The organism is Streptomyces sp. CA-181903, from assembly GCF_050937075.1.
GTDB lineage: Bacteria > Actinomycetota > Actinomycetes > Streptomycetales > Streptomycetaceae > Streptomyces.
Genome location: NZ_JBNJLY010000001.1, coordinates 5,480,631 through 5,497,618 on the forward strand (window position 1 = coordinate 5,480,631; position 16,988 = coordinate 5,497,618).

The following is a 16,988-nucleotide window of genomic DNA, read 5'->3' on the forward strand; positions in this document are numbered from 1 at the left end:
GTCAGTGGAGCCAGCACGACCACCAGCGCGGCCATCCGCACGGCGGCGGCGCCGCGCAGCAAAGAGCCCGGCAAGCCGAGCCGCAGCAGCGCCGCCGTGGTCTCGGACCGCACCTGCCGCGTATCCAGCGCCGCCGTGATCGCCGTGGCGGTCGCGCAGGCCATGACCACGGCCGCGCCCAGCCCGGTGAGCGGGCCGAACGGCCGGGGGCCCGCGCCCTCCCAGGCCACCCCGTAGAGCTCGGCGGCGGCCAGCGAGCCCGCGGCGACCGCGCAGAGCACGCCCAGCGGCCGGCCCAGGCGCGTCGCCGCGTCCTGGAGCATCCGCCCGGCCAGCATCCGGACCGGACCGGGCCGGCCGGCCGCGAGCGCGGCCCCGCACCAGTGCGTCAGCCCCGGGCCGGCCAGGACCAGGCCGAAAACGGTGAGCAGCCAGCCGCCGAGGAGGCCGGGGGAGGCACCGCCGTCCTGGCCGGGGAGAGCGAGCAGCCGGCCCGGTTCGGGTACGGGCGCGTGGCCCACGTACGCCACCAACGCCAGGCCGGTGGCGATGACGGCGATGCCCCACGGGAGCCCGGCGTACGAGGGCCGGGGGACGCGCCGCGCCGCGGCGCCGGGGCGCCGTCCGGCTGCGGCCGGGCGTGTGCCGGGCCCGGGCGGCGTTTGCGCTGCTCCTCACGCGGGCGCAGGACGAGGGCGCACACGCCGGCGCTCACGGCGGGCAGCAGGGCGAGCAAGGTCACGGTGGCGGCCCACGGCAGGGCGTGGCCGCCGTCCAGCAGCCGGTTCGCCGTACCGCTCAGCGGGGTGCCACCGAGGTCACCGCGCAGTTCGAGGTAGGCGAGCAGGGCCGCGCCGCTGCCGAGAGCGCAGGTGACGGCCGTCGAGGCGGCCGCCAGCAGGGCGAGCCGCACCGGGCCGAGACCGATCGCGTCGAGCCCGTCCCGGGGCCGGGTGGCGGGGTCCGTCCGGGCCACCGCCAGGGCGAAGTGCACGACCGCCGCGCAGGGGACCGCGCACCACAGCAGCCGCACGACCCCCTCCTCCGGCCGCTTCGGGTGCGCGACGGCGTACCCGAGGGCGCAGAGCAGCAGGAAGGCGGCGCCCGCCGCGGCGGCGGCGACCAGCACGCGCCGCAGCAGGACGAGCGGGTGCGCGCCCCGGGTCAGGCGGAGACTGAGCACGCGGCCCTGCCCTCCCCGTCGGGCGCGTCCGGTGCGGGGATGCCGCCGCCCCGGCGGCCGTCGGCGAGGCCGACCGCCCGGTCGGCGAGCGCGGCGCCCTCGTCGTCCGGCGTCGCGAGGACGACGGTGATGTGGTGCGAGCGGGCCGCGGTGATGAGGGTGCGCAGGACCTGGGCCCGGTCGGTGCTGTGCAGCGGCGCGGTGGGGTCGTCGGCGAAGACGACGCTGGGCTCGCAGGCCAGGGCGCGGGCGACGGAGATCCGCTGGCACTGGGCGCGGGAGAGCGCGGCGGGCCGTTTGCGGGCGCAGTCGCCCACGTCGAGGCGTTCCAGCCACTCGGCGGCGGCCTGTTTGGCCGTGCGGTGGCCGGCGCCCCGGGCGAGCAGGGGGAGCGCGGCGTTCTCCCAGCCGGTCAGCTCGGGCACCAGGTGCGGGGTGCTGTCGATCCAGCCGAACCGCTCGCGCCGCAGGCGCTCACGCCCCGCGCGGGGGAGGGTGTGCACCGGCGCGCTGTTGAACCAGACCTCGCCGGAGTCGGGGACGAGCTGGCCCGAGAGGCACTTGAGGAGGGTGGTCTTCCCCGCGCCGCGCGGCCCGGTGACCGCGAGGACCTCGCCCTCGCGGATGCCGATGGACACGCCTGCGAGGGCGGGAGAACCGTTGTAGGAGTAGTGCAGGCCGCGTGCCCAGAGCACGTCGTTGTCCGGCGGGGCCACCATTTCGAGCACACCTCGGGTCGCTGGAGGGTCCGTTCCCCTGTCCGGGTGAACGAACCGGGGGCCATTGGGTCACTGGCACCGTACGGAACGGGGATCCTGGCCCCGGTCCAGGCTCGGCGCGGGAGTGGTCCACTTTCCTCCCATCGGGCTCATGGCGCGAGGGTGCGAAGAGGGTGTGCGGGTGCGGAAACGGCCTCAAGGGGCGGGAAGGAGCGGACGGCACATCGGCAGGGGCCCGCGCACACCGCCGACGTGGCGCGCGCGGGCCCCCGCCGGACCCGTCAGGACGTCAGATGCGCGTCCACGCCTCGGTGAGGACTCCGCGGAGGATCTGCTCGATCTCGTCGAACGTGCCCTGGTCGGCGATGAGCGGCGGGGCGAGCTGGACGACCGGGTCGCCGCGGTCGTCGGCCCGGCAGTAGAGGCCCTCCTCGAACAGCCGCTTGGACACGAAGCCGTAGAGCAGCCGCTCGCACTCCTCGGGCGTGAACGACTCCTTGGTGGCCTTGTCTTTCACCAGCTCGATGCCGTAGAAGAAGCCGTCGCCGCGCACGTCGCCGACGATCGGCAGGTCGCGCAGCCTCTCCAGGGTGGCGCGGAAGGCCGGCTCGTTGTCGAGCACGTGCCGGTTGAGGCCCTCGCGCTCGAACAGATCGAGGTTGGCCAGCGCGACGGCGGCCGAGACGGGGTGGCCGCCGAAGGTGTAGCCGTGCAGGAAGGTGTTCTTCCCCTTGAAGAACGGCTCGGCGATCCGGTCGGAGACCACGGCCGCGCCGATGGGGGAGTAGCCGGAGGTCATGCCCTTGGCGCAGGTGATGATGTCCGGGACGTAGCCGAACTTGTCGCAGGCGAACATCGTCCCGAGCCGGCCGAAGGCGCAGATGACCTCGTCGGAGACGAGGAGTACGCCGTACCGGTCGCAGATCTCGCGCACCCGCGCGAAGTAGCCGGGCGGCGGCGGGAAGCAGCCGCCGGCGTTCTGCACCGGCTCCAGGAAGACGGCGGCGACGGTGTCGGCACCCTCGAAGAGGATCTGCTGCTCGATCTGGTCGGCGGCCCAGCGGCCGAACGCCTCGGGGTCGTCGCCGTGGATCGGCGCGCGGTAGAAGTTGGTGTTGGGCACCTTGTGGGCGCCGGGGACCAGGGGTTCGAAGGGGGCCTTGAGAGCCGGGAGTCCGGTGATGGCCAGCGCGCCCTGCGGGGTGCCGTGGTAGGCCACCGCGCGGGATATCACCTTGTACTTGCCGGGGTTGCCGGTGAGCTTGTGGTACTGCTTCGCCAGCTTCCACGCCGTCTCGACGGCCTCGCCGCCGCCCGTGGTGAAGAAGACCTTGTTGAGGTCGCCGGGCGCGTAGTGGGCCAGCCGCTCGGCCAGTTCGATCGCCTTGGGGTGGGCGTAGCTCCACACCGGGAAGAAGGCCAGCTCCTGCGCCTGCTTGGCGGCGGCCTCGGCCAGTTCGGCGCGGCCGTGGCCCGCCTGGACCACGAACAGCCCGGCCAGGCCGTCCAGATAGCGCTTGCCCTTGTCGTCGTAGATGTACGTGCCCTCGCCGCGCACGATCGTCGGCACGGGGGCGTTCTCGTACGACGACATGCGGGTGAAGTGCATCCACAGGTGGTCGTACGCCGTCTGGGAGAGGTCCTTGCTCACGGCTATCGGGTTCCCCATGTATAGGTCTGTTTGCGGAGCTTGAGGTAGACGAAACTCTCGGTGGAGCGCACACCGGGCAGCACGCGGACGCGCTTGTTGATGACGTCCAGCAGGTGGTCGTCGTCCTCGCAGACGACCTCGATGAGCAGGTCGAAGGAGCCGGCCGTCACCACGACGTACTCCACCTCGTCCATCGCGGTGAGGGCGTCGGCGACCGGGTCGAGGTCCCCCTCGACATTGATCCCGATCATGGCCTGCCGGCGGAAGCCCACGGTGAGCGGGTCGGTGACCGCGACGATCTGCATCACGCCCTGGTCCAGCAGCTTCTGCACGCGCTGCCGGACGGCCGCCTCGGACAGCCCCACGGCCTTGCCGATGGCGGCGTAGGGCCGGCGCCCGTCCTCCTGGAGCTGCTCGATGATCGCCAGGGAGACGGCGTCGAGGGGCGGCGCGCCGTGGGCGCCCTTCGAAACCGCTGAAACCGCTGAATCCGCGTTGCGAGTGGCCACCCGGCCACTCTGCATGAGGAGTCCGCCGTGTGACAAGCGACCGACGATGAAATCCGTTGTGACCGGCCCCCTGAATCACCGATTCCGTTGCTCCTGGCTGGTGGGTATATCGAAAACGTGGTCCTCCTGGCTAGGCTGGACGTCTCACCCTTCGGACATCTCACAGGAGAGGTGCACACCGTGACCACCGAGCCGCGCCGGTTGCGCAACTACATCAACGGGGAGTTCCGGGACGCCGCGGACGGGCGGACCACCGACGTGGTCAACCCGGCCACGGGCGAGGTGTACGCCACCGCTCCGCTGTCCGGCGCCGCCGACGTGGACGCCGCGATGGCCGCCGCCGAGGAGGCGTTCCCGGCCTGGCGCGACCTGGTCCCGGCCGAGCGCCAGAAGGTCCTGCTCAAGATCGCCGACGCGATCGAGGCGCGGGCCGAGGACCTGATCACCGTCGAGTCGGAGAACACCGGCAAGCCCCTCGCCCTCACCCGCAGCGAAGAGGTCCCGCCGATGGTGGACCAGATCCGCTTCTTCGCGGGCGCCGCCCGGCTGCTGGAGGGCCGCTCGGCCGGCGAGTACATGGAGGGGATGACCTCCATCGTCCGCCGCGAGCCGGTGGGCGTCTGCGCCCAGGTCGCCCCCTGGAACTACCCGATGATGATGGCCGTCTGGAAGTTCGCCCCGGCCCTCGCCGCGGGCAACACCGTCGTCCTCAAGCCGTCCGACACCACGCCCGCCTCCACCGTGCTGCTCGCCGAGATCATCGGCGGCGTGCTGGAGGAGCTCGGCCACCCCAAGGGCGTCTTCAACGTCGTCTGCGGCGACCGCGACACCGGCCGCCTGATGGTCGAGCACCCGGTGCCCGCCATGGCCTCCGTCACCGGCTCCGTGCGGGCCGGCACGCAGGTCGCCGCGTCCGCCGCCAAGGACGTCAAGCGCGTCCACCTGGAGCTCGGCGGCAAGGCGCCCGTCGTCGTCTTCGAGGACGCCGACCTCGCCAAGGCCGTCGAGGACATCGCCATGGCCGGCTACTTCAACGCCGGCCAGGACTGCACGGCCGCCACCCGCGTGCTCGTCCACGAGTCCGTCCACGACGAGTTCGTCACCGCCCTCGCCAAGGCCGCGGCCGACACGAAGACCGGCCGGCCGGACGACGAGGACGTGCTCTACGGCCCGCTCAACAACGCGAACCAGCTGAAGCAGGTGGCCGGCTTCATCGACCGCCTCCCCGCCCACGCCAAGGTCGAGGCCGGCGGCCACCGCGTCGGCGACAAGGGCTACTTCTACGCCCCGACCGTCGTCTCCGGCCTCAAGCAGGACGACGAGATCGTCCAGAACGAGGTCTTCGGCCCGGTCATCACCGTCCAGTCCTTCACGGACGAGGACCAGGCCGTCGCCCACGCCAACGGCGTCGAGTACGCCCTCGCCTCGTCGGTGTGGACCAAGGACCACGCGCGGGCCATGCGGATGTCCAAGCGGCTGGACTTCGGCTGCGTGTGGATCAACACCCACATCCCGCTGGTCGCGGAGATGCCGCACGGTGGCTTCAAGAAGTCCGGCTACGGGAAGGACCTGTCGGCGTACGGGTTCGAGGACTACACGCGGATCAAGCACGTGATGACGTCGCTGGGCTGACGTCCCACGCGTCCGAACGCGGGTTCCGGGACAGGCCGTGTCCCGGGCCCGCGTTTATCGTTTTACCGTGCGGCTGCGCGTACGTACGCGCGGGAGGGGGAGGAGCGGCACGATGACAGTCGAATTGACGGACAGGATCGCCGTGACCGACAACGATGGCCTCAGCCTGGATGAGCTGTTCGACCAGCTGGAGCCGGTCCCCGAGGGATACAGGGTCGAGGTTGTCCGGGGGGTCGTCCACATGTCGCCGCAGCGTCGTACGCACTGGAAGATCATTTTTGAGATCGCCTGTCGGCTCCGTCAGCACTTCGGCGAAGACGCCGAAATCGACTCGGACGTGCGCATCGACTTCCCGGGCTACCTGAACGGGTTCTGTCCCGATCTCGTGAAGATCGCCGACGGGGCGACGCCCGACGGCAAGGGAAGGTTCTCCCCGTCCGACGCGGAACTGATCGTGGAGGTCATCTCCCAGGGAACCGCGGTCAACGATTACGGACCCAAGAAGCAGACGTACGCCGAGGCGGAGGTACCCGTCTACGTGATCGCCGACCCGTACAGCGGGCAGTGCCACGTCTTCACGTCTCCGAAGGGCGACACCTACCGGAGCGAGGTCACCGTCGACTTCGGCGATCCGATCGACCTCACCTGCACCCCGCTCGGCCTGACGATCGCCACCGACAAGTTCCCCCGCGACTGACCCTGCCCCCGGCGTTCCCGTATCATCGACGGCCCGGCGAAGCGTCTGCCGGCACCCCCGGTCTCCGGACACCCCGCCCCTTGTCCGTGAAGATCGCCTCCCCCATCCTGCCGTCATGCGAGAGAAGCCCGTGAAGCACCTGTCCCGCCGCTCCCTGCTGCGCGCGACGGTCGCCGGCGCGGGTGCCGCCGCGCTCGCCGGCTGTGGAGTGCCGGCCGCCTACATCGCCCCCGGCGACCGCGCCGCGAAGGATCGTTCCGCCACCGACCGGCGCCTGTCGTTCGCCAACTGGCCGCTGTACATCGACACCGACGAGAAGCATCCCGGCCGCCGGCCCACGCTGGAGGCGTTCGAGAAGCGCAGCGGCGTCTCGGTGAAGTACACCGAGGAGATCAACGACAACGACGAGTTCTTCGGGAAGATCAGCCCCGCCCTGATGAACCATCAGGACACCGGCCGCGACCTGATCGTCGTCAGCGACTGGATGTGCGCCCGCTACGTCCGCCTCGGCTGGGTGCAGGAGATGGACCGGGCCGCGCAGCCGAACGTCGCCCGGCACCTCGACCCGCTGCTCCGCAAGCCGTCGTTCGACCCCGGCCGCAAGCACACCGTGCCCTGGCAGTCCGGGATCACCGGCATCGCCTACCACCGCAAGAAGCTGGGCCGCGAGATCCGCAGCACGGCCGAGCTGTGGAAGGACGACCTGCGCGGCCGGGTCACCCTGCTGTCCGGGATGGACGAGGCGTTCACCCTGCTGATGCTGGGCGACGGCGTCGACGTCACCCGGTGGACCGCCGACGACTTCCACCGCATGACGGACCGGCTGCGCCGCCTGGTCGCCAAGCGGCACATCCGCCGGTTCACCGGCAACGACTACATCAAGGAGCTGTCGTCGGGCGACGTGCTGGCCTGCCAGGCGTACTCCGGTGACATCATCCAGCTCCAGGCCGACAACCCGGACATCGCCTTCGTGGTGCCGGAGGAGGGCGCGGAGCTGTGGGCGGAGAGCCTGATGATCCCGGACCTCGCCCGGCACAAGGCGAGCGCCGAGCAGCTGATCGACCACTACTACCGGCCCGAGGTGGCGGCGGAGCTGGCCGCGGCGGTCAACTACGTCTGCCCGGTGCCCGCCGCGCGGGACGTGCTCGCCTCGTCGAAGGACAAGGACCTCGCCGAGCTGGCGGGGAACCCGCTGATCTTCCCGACGGACGACATGCGGAAGCGGCTGGCGACGGCACGCGACATCACGGCGAAGGAACGGCCGGGGTTCGCGAAGGAGTGGAACGAGATCGTGGGCCTCTGACACGTCCCGGCCGCGCCGTGCGGGCGGTGTGGTTCAGGAGGCCAGCAGCGACCGGAGGGTGCCCACCCGGTTCGTCGTGATCGAGTCGACGCCGGCGGCCAGCAGGCGCCGCATGGAACGCCGGGTGTCGGCCGTCCACGCGGAGACCAGGTAGCCGTCGGCGTGGTGCCGGGCGACCAGTTCCGGACTCACCAGCCCGAAGCGGTAGTTGAGCCAGTGCGGGCGGACCGCGGCGAGCAGGGTCGCGGGGGGCGGGGTCAGGGTGGTCCGGGTGAGGGCGATCTCCGCCTCCGGGTCGGCCCGCCGCACCTCGCGCATGGAGTCGGTGCCGCCGCAGTAGTAGACGCGGCCGGCGGCCCCCGACGCGTGCACCTCCGCGACGGCCGCGGACGCCGCCGAGGGGTCCGGGAGATCGACGAACAGCCGCCCGGGGCCGTCCTCCGCCAGCGTCTCCCGCAGCGTCGGCACCCCGCCGCCGGTCAGGGCGCGCAGCTCCTCGGCGGTCACCGAGGCGAGGGCGCGGTCGTGGCCCCACAGCCGGCGCAGGGTGGCGTCGTGCAGCAGGACGGGCACCCCGTCGCGGGTGAGGCGGACGTCGATCTCCACCGCCGCCGCCCCGGCCCGCCGGGCGGAGCGGATGGACGGCAGGGTGTTCTCGCGGTGGACGTACGGGTCGCCGCGGTGGGCGACGGCCTGGAAGGCGCGGGTGATCGGCATCCGCCCATTGTGGCCGGAGGGCGCGCGGTCCGCCGGACGGGCCCCGGCGGCCCGGCCGGGCGCCCGCCACCGGTCAGCCCGCGTGGGCCGCCGTGTACGCGTCCGTGTACGCGTCGATCTCCGCGGCGAGCCGCGCCTTGCCCGCCGCGTCCATGAACGACGCCTCGACGGCGTTCTTGGCGAGGTCCGCGACGCCGCGGGCGTCGAGCTCCAGCAGCCGGGCGGCGACCGCGTACTCGTTGTTGAGGTCGGTGCCGAACATCGGCGGGTCGTCGCTGTTGACGGTGACCAGGATGCCCGCGGCGGCCATCTCCCGGATCGGGTGCCGCTCGATGTCGGTCACGGCCCGGGTGGCCAGGTTGGAGGTCGGGCAGACCTCCAGCGGGATGCGGTGCTCGGCGAGATGGGCCAGCAGCCGGGGGTCCCGCGGGGCGCTGGTGCCGTGGCCGATGCGCTCGGCGCGCAGCGCGGTCAGCGCGTCCCAGATGGTCTCCGGGCCGGTGGTCTCGCCGGCGTGCGGCACGCTGTGCAGCCCGGCGGCGATGGCGCGGTCGAAGTACGGCTTGAACTGCGGGCGGGGGACGCCGATCTCCGGGCCGCCGAGGCCGAACGAGACCAGGCCGTCCGGCCGCAGGTCGCAGGCGATGCGGGCGGTCTCCTCGGCCGCCTCCAAACCGGCCTCGCCGGGGATGTCGAAGCACCAGCGCAGCACCACGCCCAGCTCGGCCTCGGCCGCTTTGCGGGCGTCCTCGATCGCCTCGACGAAGGCCACGTCGGGGATGCCGCGCCGCACCGAGCTGAAGGGCGTGACCGTCAGCTCCGCGTAGCGGATGTTCTGCCGGGCCATGTCCCGGGCGATCTCGAAAGTCAGCAGCCGGACGTCCTCGGCGTCGCGGACGAGGTCGACGACCGAGAGGTAGACCTCGATGAAGTGCGCGAAGTCGCGGAAGGTGAAGAAGTCGGCCAGTGCCTCGGGGTCGGTGGGCACCGGGGAGTCCGGGTGCCGGGCGGCCAGCTGGGCGACGATGCGCGGGGAGGCCGAGCCGACGTGGTGCACGTGCAGCTCGGCCTTGGGCAGGCCGGCGATGAAGGGGTCGAGCGCTGACATGCTGGCCTCCGGGGGCTGGTCGGTCGGCGGGTGCCGATCATCGTATGCGGGGGGTCTCGGCCGCCGTCGGGGAGGCCGTAGCATGGCGGGTGAGCAGGGGAGGGTCAGTGTCCGACACGGGCAGTGCGCAGCAGGAGCCGCGGGACCGCGACCCGTGGGCGCCGCCGGAGCGGGGAGCGCCGCTCGACGGGCGCGTCCCGCTCGGCAAGGGCCCGGACGCCGTCCGCCCGCCGGGGCACGCGGCCGTGCCGCCGCAGGCCCCGCCGCCGCAGGCACCGCGGCCGACGGAAGGCGTCGTGCCGCCCGTCCCCCTGGCGCCGACGGGCCCCGGCACCCCGAGCGCATGGCGGCCGCCCGCTCCCTACGGGACGCCGGCCGGCTTCCCGAACGTTCCGCGGCCCGGCGCGCCGTACGGGCCGGCGTACCCGGCGTACGGCGCCGCGCCCCAGGGGCCCGGCCCCTACGCGGGCCCCGGCCCGGCGTACGCCCCGGGCTACCCCGGCGGCCCGGGACTGCCGGTGTACCACGGGCCGGTGGCGCCCATGGCGCCGGCCGTCCCCGACAACGGCTTCGGCACGGCCGCCCTCGTGCTCGGTATCGTGTCGCTCGTCCTCGCGGTCTCCGTGGTGTTGGGGCTGGTGCTCGGTGTCCTCGCCGTCATATTCGGCGCCGTCGGGCGTGCGAAGGCCGTCCGGGGCGTGGCGACCAACCGGGGCCAGGCCCTGGCCGGGCTGATCCTCGGGGCGCTCGGGCTGGCCGCCTCCGTCGCCATGCTCGTCCTGGTCCTCAACACCCCGGACGACCCTTCGCACGACGACCCCTACGGTGACGATCCCGACATCACCGAGATCACCGACGTGACCTACCGGGCGTCCGGCCCGCCCGGCGCTGTCGGCGGCTACGCGGCGGGCGCCTCCGGCCGGGGGCCGCTGGTGCCGTCGGCCAGCCGCTGACGCGCCTCCATCAGGGCGAAGCCCAGCAGGTTCAGCCCGTTCCAGCGGGCCGGGTCCGCGGCGCGTTCGTCGTCCGCGGCGAGACCTATGCCCCACACCCGGTCCAGCGGGCTGGCCTCCACCAGCACCCGGCTCCCGGTGCCGAGCAGGTACGCGCGCAGCTCCGGGTGGTGGCCGAACTTGTGCACGCTGCCCGCCACGACGAGCTCGAAGCGGTGCCGCCGCCACTCCTCCTCGTCGAAGCCGCGTACCGTCCGGCCGGCGTCCTTCGCCTGCTTGGGGTGGCCCGCCGCCAGCACCCGGGCCTCGGCCTCGGCGTCGCCGAACAGCCGGGCCTTGCCCGCCATCATCCAGTGCTCCGCCGTCGCGTAGACCGTGCCGTCCACCGTGAAGGGCGACGGCCACCACTGGCTGAAGCAGCCCGGCCCCGCCGAGCCGTCCCGCCGCGGCCGGTGCCCCCAGAAGAAGACGTACTTCGGGTGCTCACCATGCGTAATGGCCGCCGTCAGCTCCTCGACGGTCCGCGCGCCCGCCACACCCCTGTTCACCATGTCATTCCCCGTTCCCCTCGACATGCCGACCATTCTGGCACCCGCCACTGACAACGCAGAGTGAATATGGCGGCGGGCCGGCGCAAGGAGCACGAGGCGGGCAATGAGAAGATCGTCTCGTCCGGTCCGAGCGCCCGTCCGGCGGTCGATGCCGTACCGACGGCGGACCGGCGGCGACCCGGTGACGTGCCGTCGGGACCGCACCGCGTGACCCTCACCCCGCAGCACTGATTCCGTCGTGGATCCAAATCTCCACGACGGAATCTCTTGTTGTGGCCCGCCTCCTCTGCCAGGATCGGCGATCACATCCGTTAGGAACGACGGCTGGGACCGCTCCGGGCCCGGGCCGGGCGGGCAGCGGAGGAGTGAGCGATGCGGTACCCGCACGGCCCGTACGCGGACACCCCCGTCCGTATGTCACTGTTATGTGCTCTACGCCCCCACATCCGATGGATCCACACCCATGACTGCAACCGCCCCGAGCGGCCCCGGCGGCAGCGGAACCGACGTCCGCCTGGCCGGGATCAGCAAGCGCTACGGCGCGTTCACGGCCGTGCACCCGCTGGACCTCTCCGTCCCCGCGGGTTCCTTCTTCGCCCTGCTCGGGGCCTCCGGCTGCGGCAAGACCACCACCCTGCGCATGATCGCCGGCCTGGAGACCCCCACCGCGGGCAGCGTCGTCCTCGCCGGCCGGGACGTGACCGCCCTGCCGCCGTACAAGCGCCCGGTGAACACCGTCTTCCAGAGCTACGCCCTCTTCCCGCACCTCGACATCCACGAGAACGTCGCCTTCGGCCTGCGCCGGCGCGGGGTGAAGTCGGTGCGCAAGCAGGTCGGCGAGATGCTCGACCTCGTCCAGCTCGGTGACCTGGCCCGGCGCCGGCCGCACGAGCTCTCCGGCGGCCAGCAGCAGCGCGTGGCCGTCGCCCGGGCGCTCATCAACCACCCCCAAGTGCTGCTGCTCGACGAGCCGCTGGGCGCCCTGGACCTCAAGCTCCGCCGCCAGATGCAGCTGGAGCTCAAGCGGATCCAGACCGAGGTCGGCATCACCTTCGTGCACGTCACGCACGACCAGGAGGAGGCCATGACGATGGCCGACACCGTGGCCGTGATGAACGCCGGCCGGGTGGAGCAGCTCGGCGCCCCCGCCGAGCTCTACGAGACCCCGCGCACCACCTTCGTCGCCAACTTCCTGGGCACCTCCAACCTCATCACCGCGGACGTCCTCGACGCCTCCGGCGACGACCTCGTGCTGCGCGCCGCCGACGGCAAGCTCGCGCTGCCCGCCGCCCGCTGCCAGGTCCCCGCGCGCCCGGGCGGCAAGGTCCTCGTCGGCATACGGCCGGAGAAGATCGCGCTCACCCATGCCGACGACGCCGGGACCGTGCCCGAGGGCCGCAACCGGCTGCGCGGACGCATCAGTTCCGCGAGTTTCATCGGCGTCTCCACGCAGTACCTCGTGGACGCCCCGGTCGCCACGGGCGGCACCGGCCTGTCCGTCTACGCCCAGAACGTCGACCGCGACCCCCGGCTGGTCCCCGGCGCCGAGGTGCTCCTGCACTGGAACCCCGGCCACGGCTTCGGACTGGACGCCGCGCAGCGCATCGAGGCGGGCACCGACGTGGACCTGGGGGAGGCCCCCTCATGACGACGGCCGCCCCCGACACCGCCCAGGACGTCACCCCTGCCCGCCCCTCCGGCACAGGCCGGCGCGTCCCCTACTGGCTGCTCCTCCCCGGCGTCCTCTGGCTGCTGGTCTTCTTCGTGGCCCCCCTCGTCTACCAGGCGTCGACCTCCGTCCAGACCGGCTCGCTGGAGGACGGTTTCCGGGTCACCTGGCACTTCGCCACCTACTGGGACGCCCTGAGCACCTACTGGCCCCAGTTCCTCCGCTCGATCGGCTACGCCACCGCCGCGACCGTGCTCTGCCTGCTGCTCGGCTACCCGCTCGCGTACCTCATCGCCTTCCGGGCCGGCCGCTGGCGCACGTTGCTGATGGTGCTGGTCATCGCGCCGTTCTTCACCAGCTTCCTGATCCGCACGCTGGCCTGGAAGACGATCCTCTCCGACGGCGGGCCGGTCGTCGGCGCCCTCGACTCGCTGCACGTCCTCGGCCTGACCGACGCGCTCGGCGTCACCGAGGGGCACCGGCTCCTCGCCACCCCGCTCGCCGTCGTCTGCGGCCTCACCTACAACTTCCTGCCCTTCATGATCCTGCCGCTCTACACCTCCCTGGAACGCATCGACGGCAGGCTCCACGAAGCCGCGGGCGACCTCTACGCGGGGCCCCTCACCACGTTCCGCCGGGTGACCTTCCCGCTGTCCACGCCCGGTGTCGTGGCCGGCACGCTGCTCACCTTCATCCCGGCCGCGGGCGACTACATCAACGCCGAACTGCTCGGCTCCCCGGACCAGAAGATGATCGGCAACGTCGTCCAGTCGCAGTTCCTGCGCGTCCTCGACTACCCGACCGCCGCCGCGCTGTCCTTCCTGCTGATGGCCGTGATCCTCGCGCTGGTCACCGTCTACCTGCGCCGGGCCGGGACGGAGGAGGTCGTCTGATGCGCACCGTCGCCCGCCCGCTCCGCCGGCTCCGCCGCCACCTGGTGGTGATCGCCGGCCTGGGCACCCTCGCCTACCTGCTGCTGCCCAACGTCATCGTCACCGTCTTCTCGTTCAACAAGCCCGCCGGCCGCTTCAACTACGAGTGGCGGGAGTTCTCCACGGACGCCTGGACGCACCCCTGCGACGTCGCCGGCCTGTGCGGCTCGCTCTCGCTCAGCCTCTGGATCGCCCTCTGGGCCACCGTGGGCGCCACCGTGCTCGGCACCCTCGCCGCGTTCGCCCTGGCCCGGCACCGCTTCCGGGGGCGCGGCGGGGTGAGCGGTCTGGTGTTCCTGCCGATGGCGATGCCCGAGGTGGTGATGGCCGCCTCGATGGCCACCCTCTTCCTCAACACCGGGGTCGCGTTCGGCTTCTGGACGATCCTCATCGCCCACATCACGTTCTGCCTGAGCTTCGTCGTCACGGCTGTCAAGGCCCGGGTGGCGAGCATGGACCCGCGCCTCGAACAGGCCGCGCAGGACCTCTACGCCACGCCCCTCCAGACGTTCCTCCGCGTCACCCTCCCGATCGCCGCGCCCGGCATCGCGGCCGGGGCGCTGCTGTCGTTCGCGCTCTCCTTCGACGACTTCGTCATCACCAACTTCAACGCCGGCTCCACTGTGACCTTCCCCATGTACGTCTGGGGAGCCGCCCAGCGGGGCACTCCCGTTCAGATCAATGTCGTCGGCACGGCGATGTTCGCCGTCGCCGTCCTGTGCGTCCTGGCCGGACAGCTGGCCGGACGCCGGAAGAACAGACGAAGAGGCAGCCGAAGGAGCTGAGAACATGGCCGCTCGTGCCATGAACCCTGCCCAATCACTTTCCGACACCGCCCTGCGCCCCTACTGGCTCGACGACCCCGGCCGGCCCGACCCCCGCCCCGCCCTCGTCGGCGACGAGCACTGCGACCTGCTCGTCGTCGGCGGCGGCTACTCGGGGCTCTGGACCGCCCTCAACGCCAAGGAACGCGACCCCGCCCGCGACGTCGTCCTCATCGAGGCCGAGGAGACCGGCTGGGCCGCGTCCGGCCGCAACGGCGGCTTCTGCGCCGCCTCCCTCACCCACGGCGTCGCCAACGGCCTCGCCCGCTGGCCCGGTGAACTGCACCGCCTGGAGGAGCTCGGTCGCCGCAACCTGGACGGCATCGAGGCCGCCCTCCGCCGCCACGGCATCGACTGCGACTTCGAACGCACCGGCGAGATCGACATCGCCACCGCCCCGCACCAGGTGGCCGAACTCCGCGAGGCCGCCGAGGAGTACGCGGCCCACGGCATCACCGGCCACGAGTACCTCGACCGCGACGCCCTGCGCGCCGAGGTCGACTCCCCGACCTTCCTCGCCGGCCTCTGGAACCGCGACGGCGTCGCCATGCTGCACCCCGCCAAGCTCGCCTGGGGCCTCAAGCGCGCCTGCCTGGAGCTCGGCGTACGGATCTACGAGCACACCCCGGGCAGCGGCCTGTCCTCGCGCGGCGCCGGCGTCGCCGTCCGCACCCCCTACGGGCGGGTGTTCGCCCGTAGGGCCGCCCTCGGCACCAACGTCTACCCGTCGCTCGTCAAGCGGCTGCGCCCGTTCATCGCCCCCGTGTACGACTACGTGCTCGTCACCGAGCCGCTGACCGAGGAGCAGCTCGCGGCCGTCGGCTGGAAGCGGCGGCAGGGGCTCAGCGACTCCGCCAACCACTTCCACTACTTCCGGCTCACCGCCGACCGGCGCATCCTGTGGGGCGGCTACGACATCGTCTACCACTACGGCGGCGAGGTCCGGGCCGAGTACGACCACCACCCGGCCACCTACCAGCGGCTCGCCGAGCACTTCTTCCGCTGCTTCCCACAGCTGGACGGCGTCCGTTTCTCGCACGCCTGGGGCGGGGCCATCGACACCTGCTCCCGCTTCTCCGCCTTCTTCGGCACCGCGCACGGCGGCCGGGTCGCCTACGCCCTCGGTTACACCGGGCTCGGTGTGGGGGCCACCCGGTTCGGCGCCGACGTGATGCTCGACCTGCTGGCGGGGGAGCGGACGGAGCGGACCGAGCTGGAGATGGTCCGCAGCAGACCGCTGCCCTTCCCGCCTGAGCCGGTGCGGTCGGTGGGGATCGGCATCACCCAGTGGTCGATGACCCGGGCCGACGAGAACGGCGGGCGCCGCAACCTCTGGCTCAAGGCCATGGACAAGGTCGGGCTGGGCTTCGACAGCTGAGACCGGTCGACGCCGACCGGTGAACCCGGTCGGGGGAATCCCGCCGGAACCGCGTAACCGCCGACCGGCCGCCCCCTCCCACCCGTGGACGCACCCACGCGACACGGAGGAGGAAGGCGTATGAGCGGCGGTACGGGGAGGACGAGCGCGCTGGAGTGGCTGGCGTCGGCCGCGCCCGATCCCGAGAGCTGCCGGTGGGAGTGGGAGCGCAATCCCTTCGGGATCGCCCTGCTGCCCGCCGGCCGGCTCTGGGACGTCCTCATTCTTCCCGGCGGCCTCGGCCGCCCCACGGCGGACGTCCTGGCCGAGCGCGCCGGCCGGCTCGGGCCCGTCCTCGCCGACGAACGGGCCGGCCGGATCGGCTTCCTCGTCCCGCCCGGGACGGCCGCCCGGTGGCTGGCGACCGGGGTGCGCGGTGCCGGGCCCGGCACCTGGATCGTGGTCCCGCACCCGGCCCGCAACGCCTCCCTCGTCCGCTGGCTGGTGCCGCCCGACGGATCGGGGGTGCTCACCGATCCGGTGGTGCTGGAGCTCTCCCTGCACGAGGCCGCCGCCCGGCTCGCCCGCGGCTGAGTGCCCGGGACAGGCACCACAGCACGAGCGCCGCCAGGCACCAGGAGCCCAGGACGTCCAGCGGCCAGTGGTAGCCGCGGTGCACGAGCCCCGCTCCCACCGCCGCGTTGAGCAGCACGTATCCGGCGGCGGCGCGGCGGGAACCGGTGAGCAGCAGCAGCGCGGCGCCGTACGCCACGGCGGCGGTGGCGGCGTGGCCGGAGGGGAAGAAGCCGTCGTGCGGGCCGGCCCCCATCGCGGGCGGGCCCGGCCGGTCCACGAGCGTCTTGAGGGGGACGACCAGGGCGGGCACCGCCGCCATGGCGAGGGCGGCGGCCAAGGCGTGCGACCACGGCCGGCCGCGCCGCAGGACCGCCCAGAGCGCCGCGGCGACCAGCACGGGTACGGCGACGGAGGCGTTGCCGAGGTCGGCGAGGAAGCCGGTGACCGCCCGCGGGAACGCCGTGCCGGCGACGGCGCGCCCCGCCCGCTCGTCGAGCGCGCGCAGCGGGCCGTGCCCGGCGACCTGCCAGGTGACCAGGGCGAACAGGACGGCGGAGAACGCCGGGAGGAGGGCCCTGCGGAGCGGGGACGGCCGAAGGGCCGGCGG

17 protein-coding genes are annotated in these 16,988 nt (G+C 72.8%); 9 read left to right on the plus strand and 8 right to left on the minus strand.

Annotated features, from left to right (window positions below):
* Positions 1-388: 388 nt before the first annotated feature.
* The 4 genes from ACQEVS_RS24600 to ACQEVS_RS24615 all read right to left on the minus strand — a co-directional run bounded on the left by ACQEVS_RS24600 (position 389) and on the right by ACQEVS_RS24615 (position 4,077).
* Positions 389-1,183: a hypothetical protein gene (locus tag ACQEVS_RS24600; protein WP_433023646.1), complete on the minus strand. Its 795-nt coding sequence runs from the start codon at positions 1,181-1,183 to the stop codon at positions 389-391.
* Positions 1,165-1,902: an ABC transporter ATP-binding protein gene (locus tag ACQEVS_RS24605; RefSeq protein ID WP_433023647.1), complete on the minus strand. Its 738-nt coding sequence runs from the start codon at positions 1,900-1,902 to the stop codon at positions 1,165-1,167. Before ACQEVS_RS24605 ends, ACQEVS_RS24600 begins: the two co-directional genes overlap by 19 nt.
* Before the next feature lie 289 nt (positions 1,903-2,191).
* The gene (locus ACQEVS_RS24610; protein WP_433023648.1) at positions 2,192-3,571 is read right to left on the minus strand and encodes an aspartate aminotransferase family protein; all 1,380 of its coding nucleotides are present in this window, start codon (positions 3,569-3,571) and stop codon (positions 2,192-2,194) included.
* On the minus strand, positions 3,556-4,077 hold the full coding sequence (locus ACQEVS_RS24615; RefSeq protein ID WP_433027877.1) for an Lrp/AsnC family transcriptional regulator: 522 nt from the start codon (positions 4,075-4,077) through the stop codon (positions 3,556-3,558). Before ACQEVS_RS24615 ends, ACQEVS_RS24610 begins: the two co-directional genes overlap by 16 nt.
* 165 nt (positions 4,078-4,242) lie before the next feature.
* Here ACQEVS_RS24615 and ACQEVS_RS24620 point away from each other — a divergent pair, with 165 nt between their 5' ends.
* From ACQEVS_RS24620 to ACQEVS_RS24630, 3 genes are all read left to right on the plus strand, one after another.
* Positions 4,243-5,694: a gamma-aminobutyraldehyde dehydrogenase gene (locus ACQEVS_RS24620; protein WP_433023649.1), complete on the plus strand. Its 1,452-nt coding sequence runs from the start codon at positions 4,243-4,245 to the stop codon at positions 5,692-5,694.
* 112 nt (positions 5,695-5,806) lie between these two features.
* The gene (locus ACQEVS_RS24625; protein WP_433023650.1) at positions 5,807-6,391 is read left to right on the plus strand and encodes a Uma2 family endonuclease; all 585 of its coding nucleotides are present in this window, start codon (positions 5,807-5,809) and stop codon (positions 6,389-6,391) included.
* Between the two features lie 139 nt (positions 6,392-6,530).
* Positions 6,531-7,694: a polyamine ABC transporter substrate-binding protein gene (locus tag ACQEVS_RS24630; RefSeq protein ID WP_433027880.1), complete on the plus strand. Its 1,164-nt coding sequence runs from the start codon at positions 6,531-6,533 to the stop codon at positions 7,692-7,694.
* Positions 7,695-7,727: 33 nt separating this feature from the next.
* On the opposite strand, the gene ACQEVS_RS24635 is transcribed toward ACQEVS_RS24630, so the two are convergent.
* Both ACQEVS_RS24635 and ACQEVS_RS24640 read right to left on the minus strand, forming a co-directional pair.
* Positions 7,728-8,411: a glycerophosphodiester phosphodiesterase gene (locus tag ACQEVS_RS24635; RefSeq protein WP_433023651.1), complete on the minus strand. Its 684-nt coding sequence runs from the start codon at positions 8,409-8,411 to the stop codon at positions 7,728-7,730.
* A gap of 73 nt (positions 8,412-8,484) precedes the next feature.
* Positions 8,485-9,519: an adenosine deaminase gene (locus ACQEVS_RS24640; RefSeq protein WP_433023652.1), complete on the minus strand. Its 1,035-nt coding sequence runs from the start codon at positions 9,517-9,519 to the stop codon at positions 8,485-8,487.
* A 107-nt stretch (positions 9,520-9,626) separates the two neighbouring features.
* On the opposite strand from ACQEVS_RS24640, the gene ACQEVS_RS24645 reads away from it, so the two are divergent.
* Complete coding sequence (locus tag ACQEVS_RS24645; protein ID WP_433023653.1) at positions 9,627-10,472, plus strand: DUF4190 domain-containing protein; 846 nt, start codon at positions 9,627-9,629, stop codon at positions 10,470-10,472.
* On the opposite strand, the gene ACQEVS_RS24650 is transcribed toward ACQEVS_RS24645, so the two are convergent.
* Positions 10,418-11,023, minus strand: coding sequence for an NADAR family protein (locus ACQEVS_RS24650; RefSeq protein WP_433023654.1), 606 nt, complete (start codon positions 11,021-11,023; stop codon positions 10,418-10,420). The genes ACQEVS_RS24645 and ACQEVS_RS24650 overlap by 55 nt on opposite strands.
* A gap of 463 nt (positions 11,024-11,486) precedes the next feature.
* Between ACQEVS_RS24650 and ACQEVS_RS24655 the strand changes: the two genes are divergently transcribed.
* From ACQEVS_RS24655 to ACQEVS_RS24675, 5 genes are all read left to right on the plus strand, one after another.
* The gene (locus tag ACQEVS_RS24655; RefSeq protein ID WP_433023655.1) at positions 11,487-12,671 is read left to right on the plus strand and encodes an ABC transporter ATP-binding protein; all 1,185 of its coding nucleotides are present in this window, start codon (positions 11,487-11,489) and stop codon (positions 12,669-12,671) included.
* Positions 12,668-13,585, plus strand: coding sequence for an ABC transporter permease (locus tag ACQEVS_RS24660; RefSeq protein ID WP_433023656.1), 918 nt, complete (start codon positions 12,668-12,670; stop codon positions 13,583-13,585). The genes ACQEVS_RS24655 and ACQEVS_RS24660 overlap by 4 nt, the downstream gene beginning before the upstream one ends.
* The gene (locus ACQEVS_RS24665) at positions 13,585-14,409 is read left to right on the plus strand and encodes an ABC transporter permease (RefSeq protein ID WP_433023657.1); all 825 of its coding nucleotides are present in this window, start codon (positions 13,585-13,587) and stop codon (positions 14,407-14,409) included. The genes ACQEVS_RS24660 and ACQEVS_RS24665 overlap by 1 nt, the downstream gene beginning before the upstream one ends.
* Positions 14,410-14,413: 4 nt before the next feature.
* Positions 14,414-15,826 carry an NAD(P)/FAD-dependent oxidoreductase gene (locus ACQEVS_RS24670; RefSeq protein WP_433023658.1) on the plus strand — a complete coding sequence of 471 codons (1,413 nt, stop codon included), beginning with the start codon at positions 14,414-14,416 and terminating at the stop codon, positions 15,824-15,826.
* 120 nt (positions 15,827-15,946) lie between these two features.
* Positions 15,947-16,399: a hypothetical protein gene (locus tag ACQEVS_RS24675; protein WP_433023659.1), complete on the plus strand. Its 453-nt coding sequence runs from the start codon at positions 15,947-15,949 to the stop codon at positions 16,397-16,399.
* Here the strand turns inward: ACQEVS_RS24675 and ACQEVS_RS24680 are convergent.
* On the minus strand, positions 16,335-16,778 hold the full coding sequence (locus tag ACQEVS_RS24680; protein WP_433023660.1) for a phosphatase PAP2 family protein: 444 nt from the start codon (positions 16,776-16,778) through the stop codon (positions 16,335-16,337). The two genes, ACQEVS_RS24675 and ACQEVS_RS24680, sit on opposite strands and share 65 nt — an antisense overlap.
* Positions 16,779-16,988 lie beyond the last annotated feature (210 nt).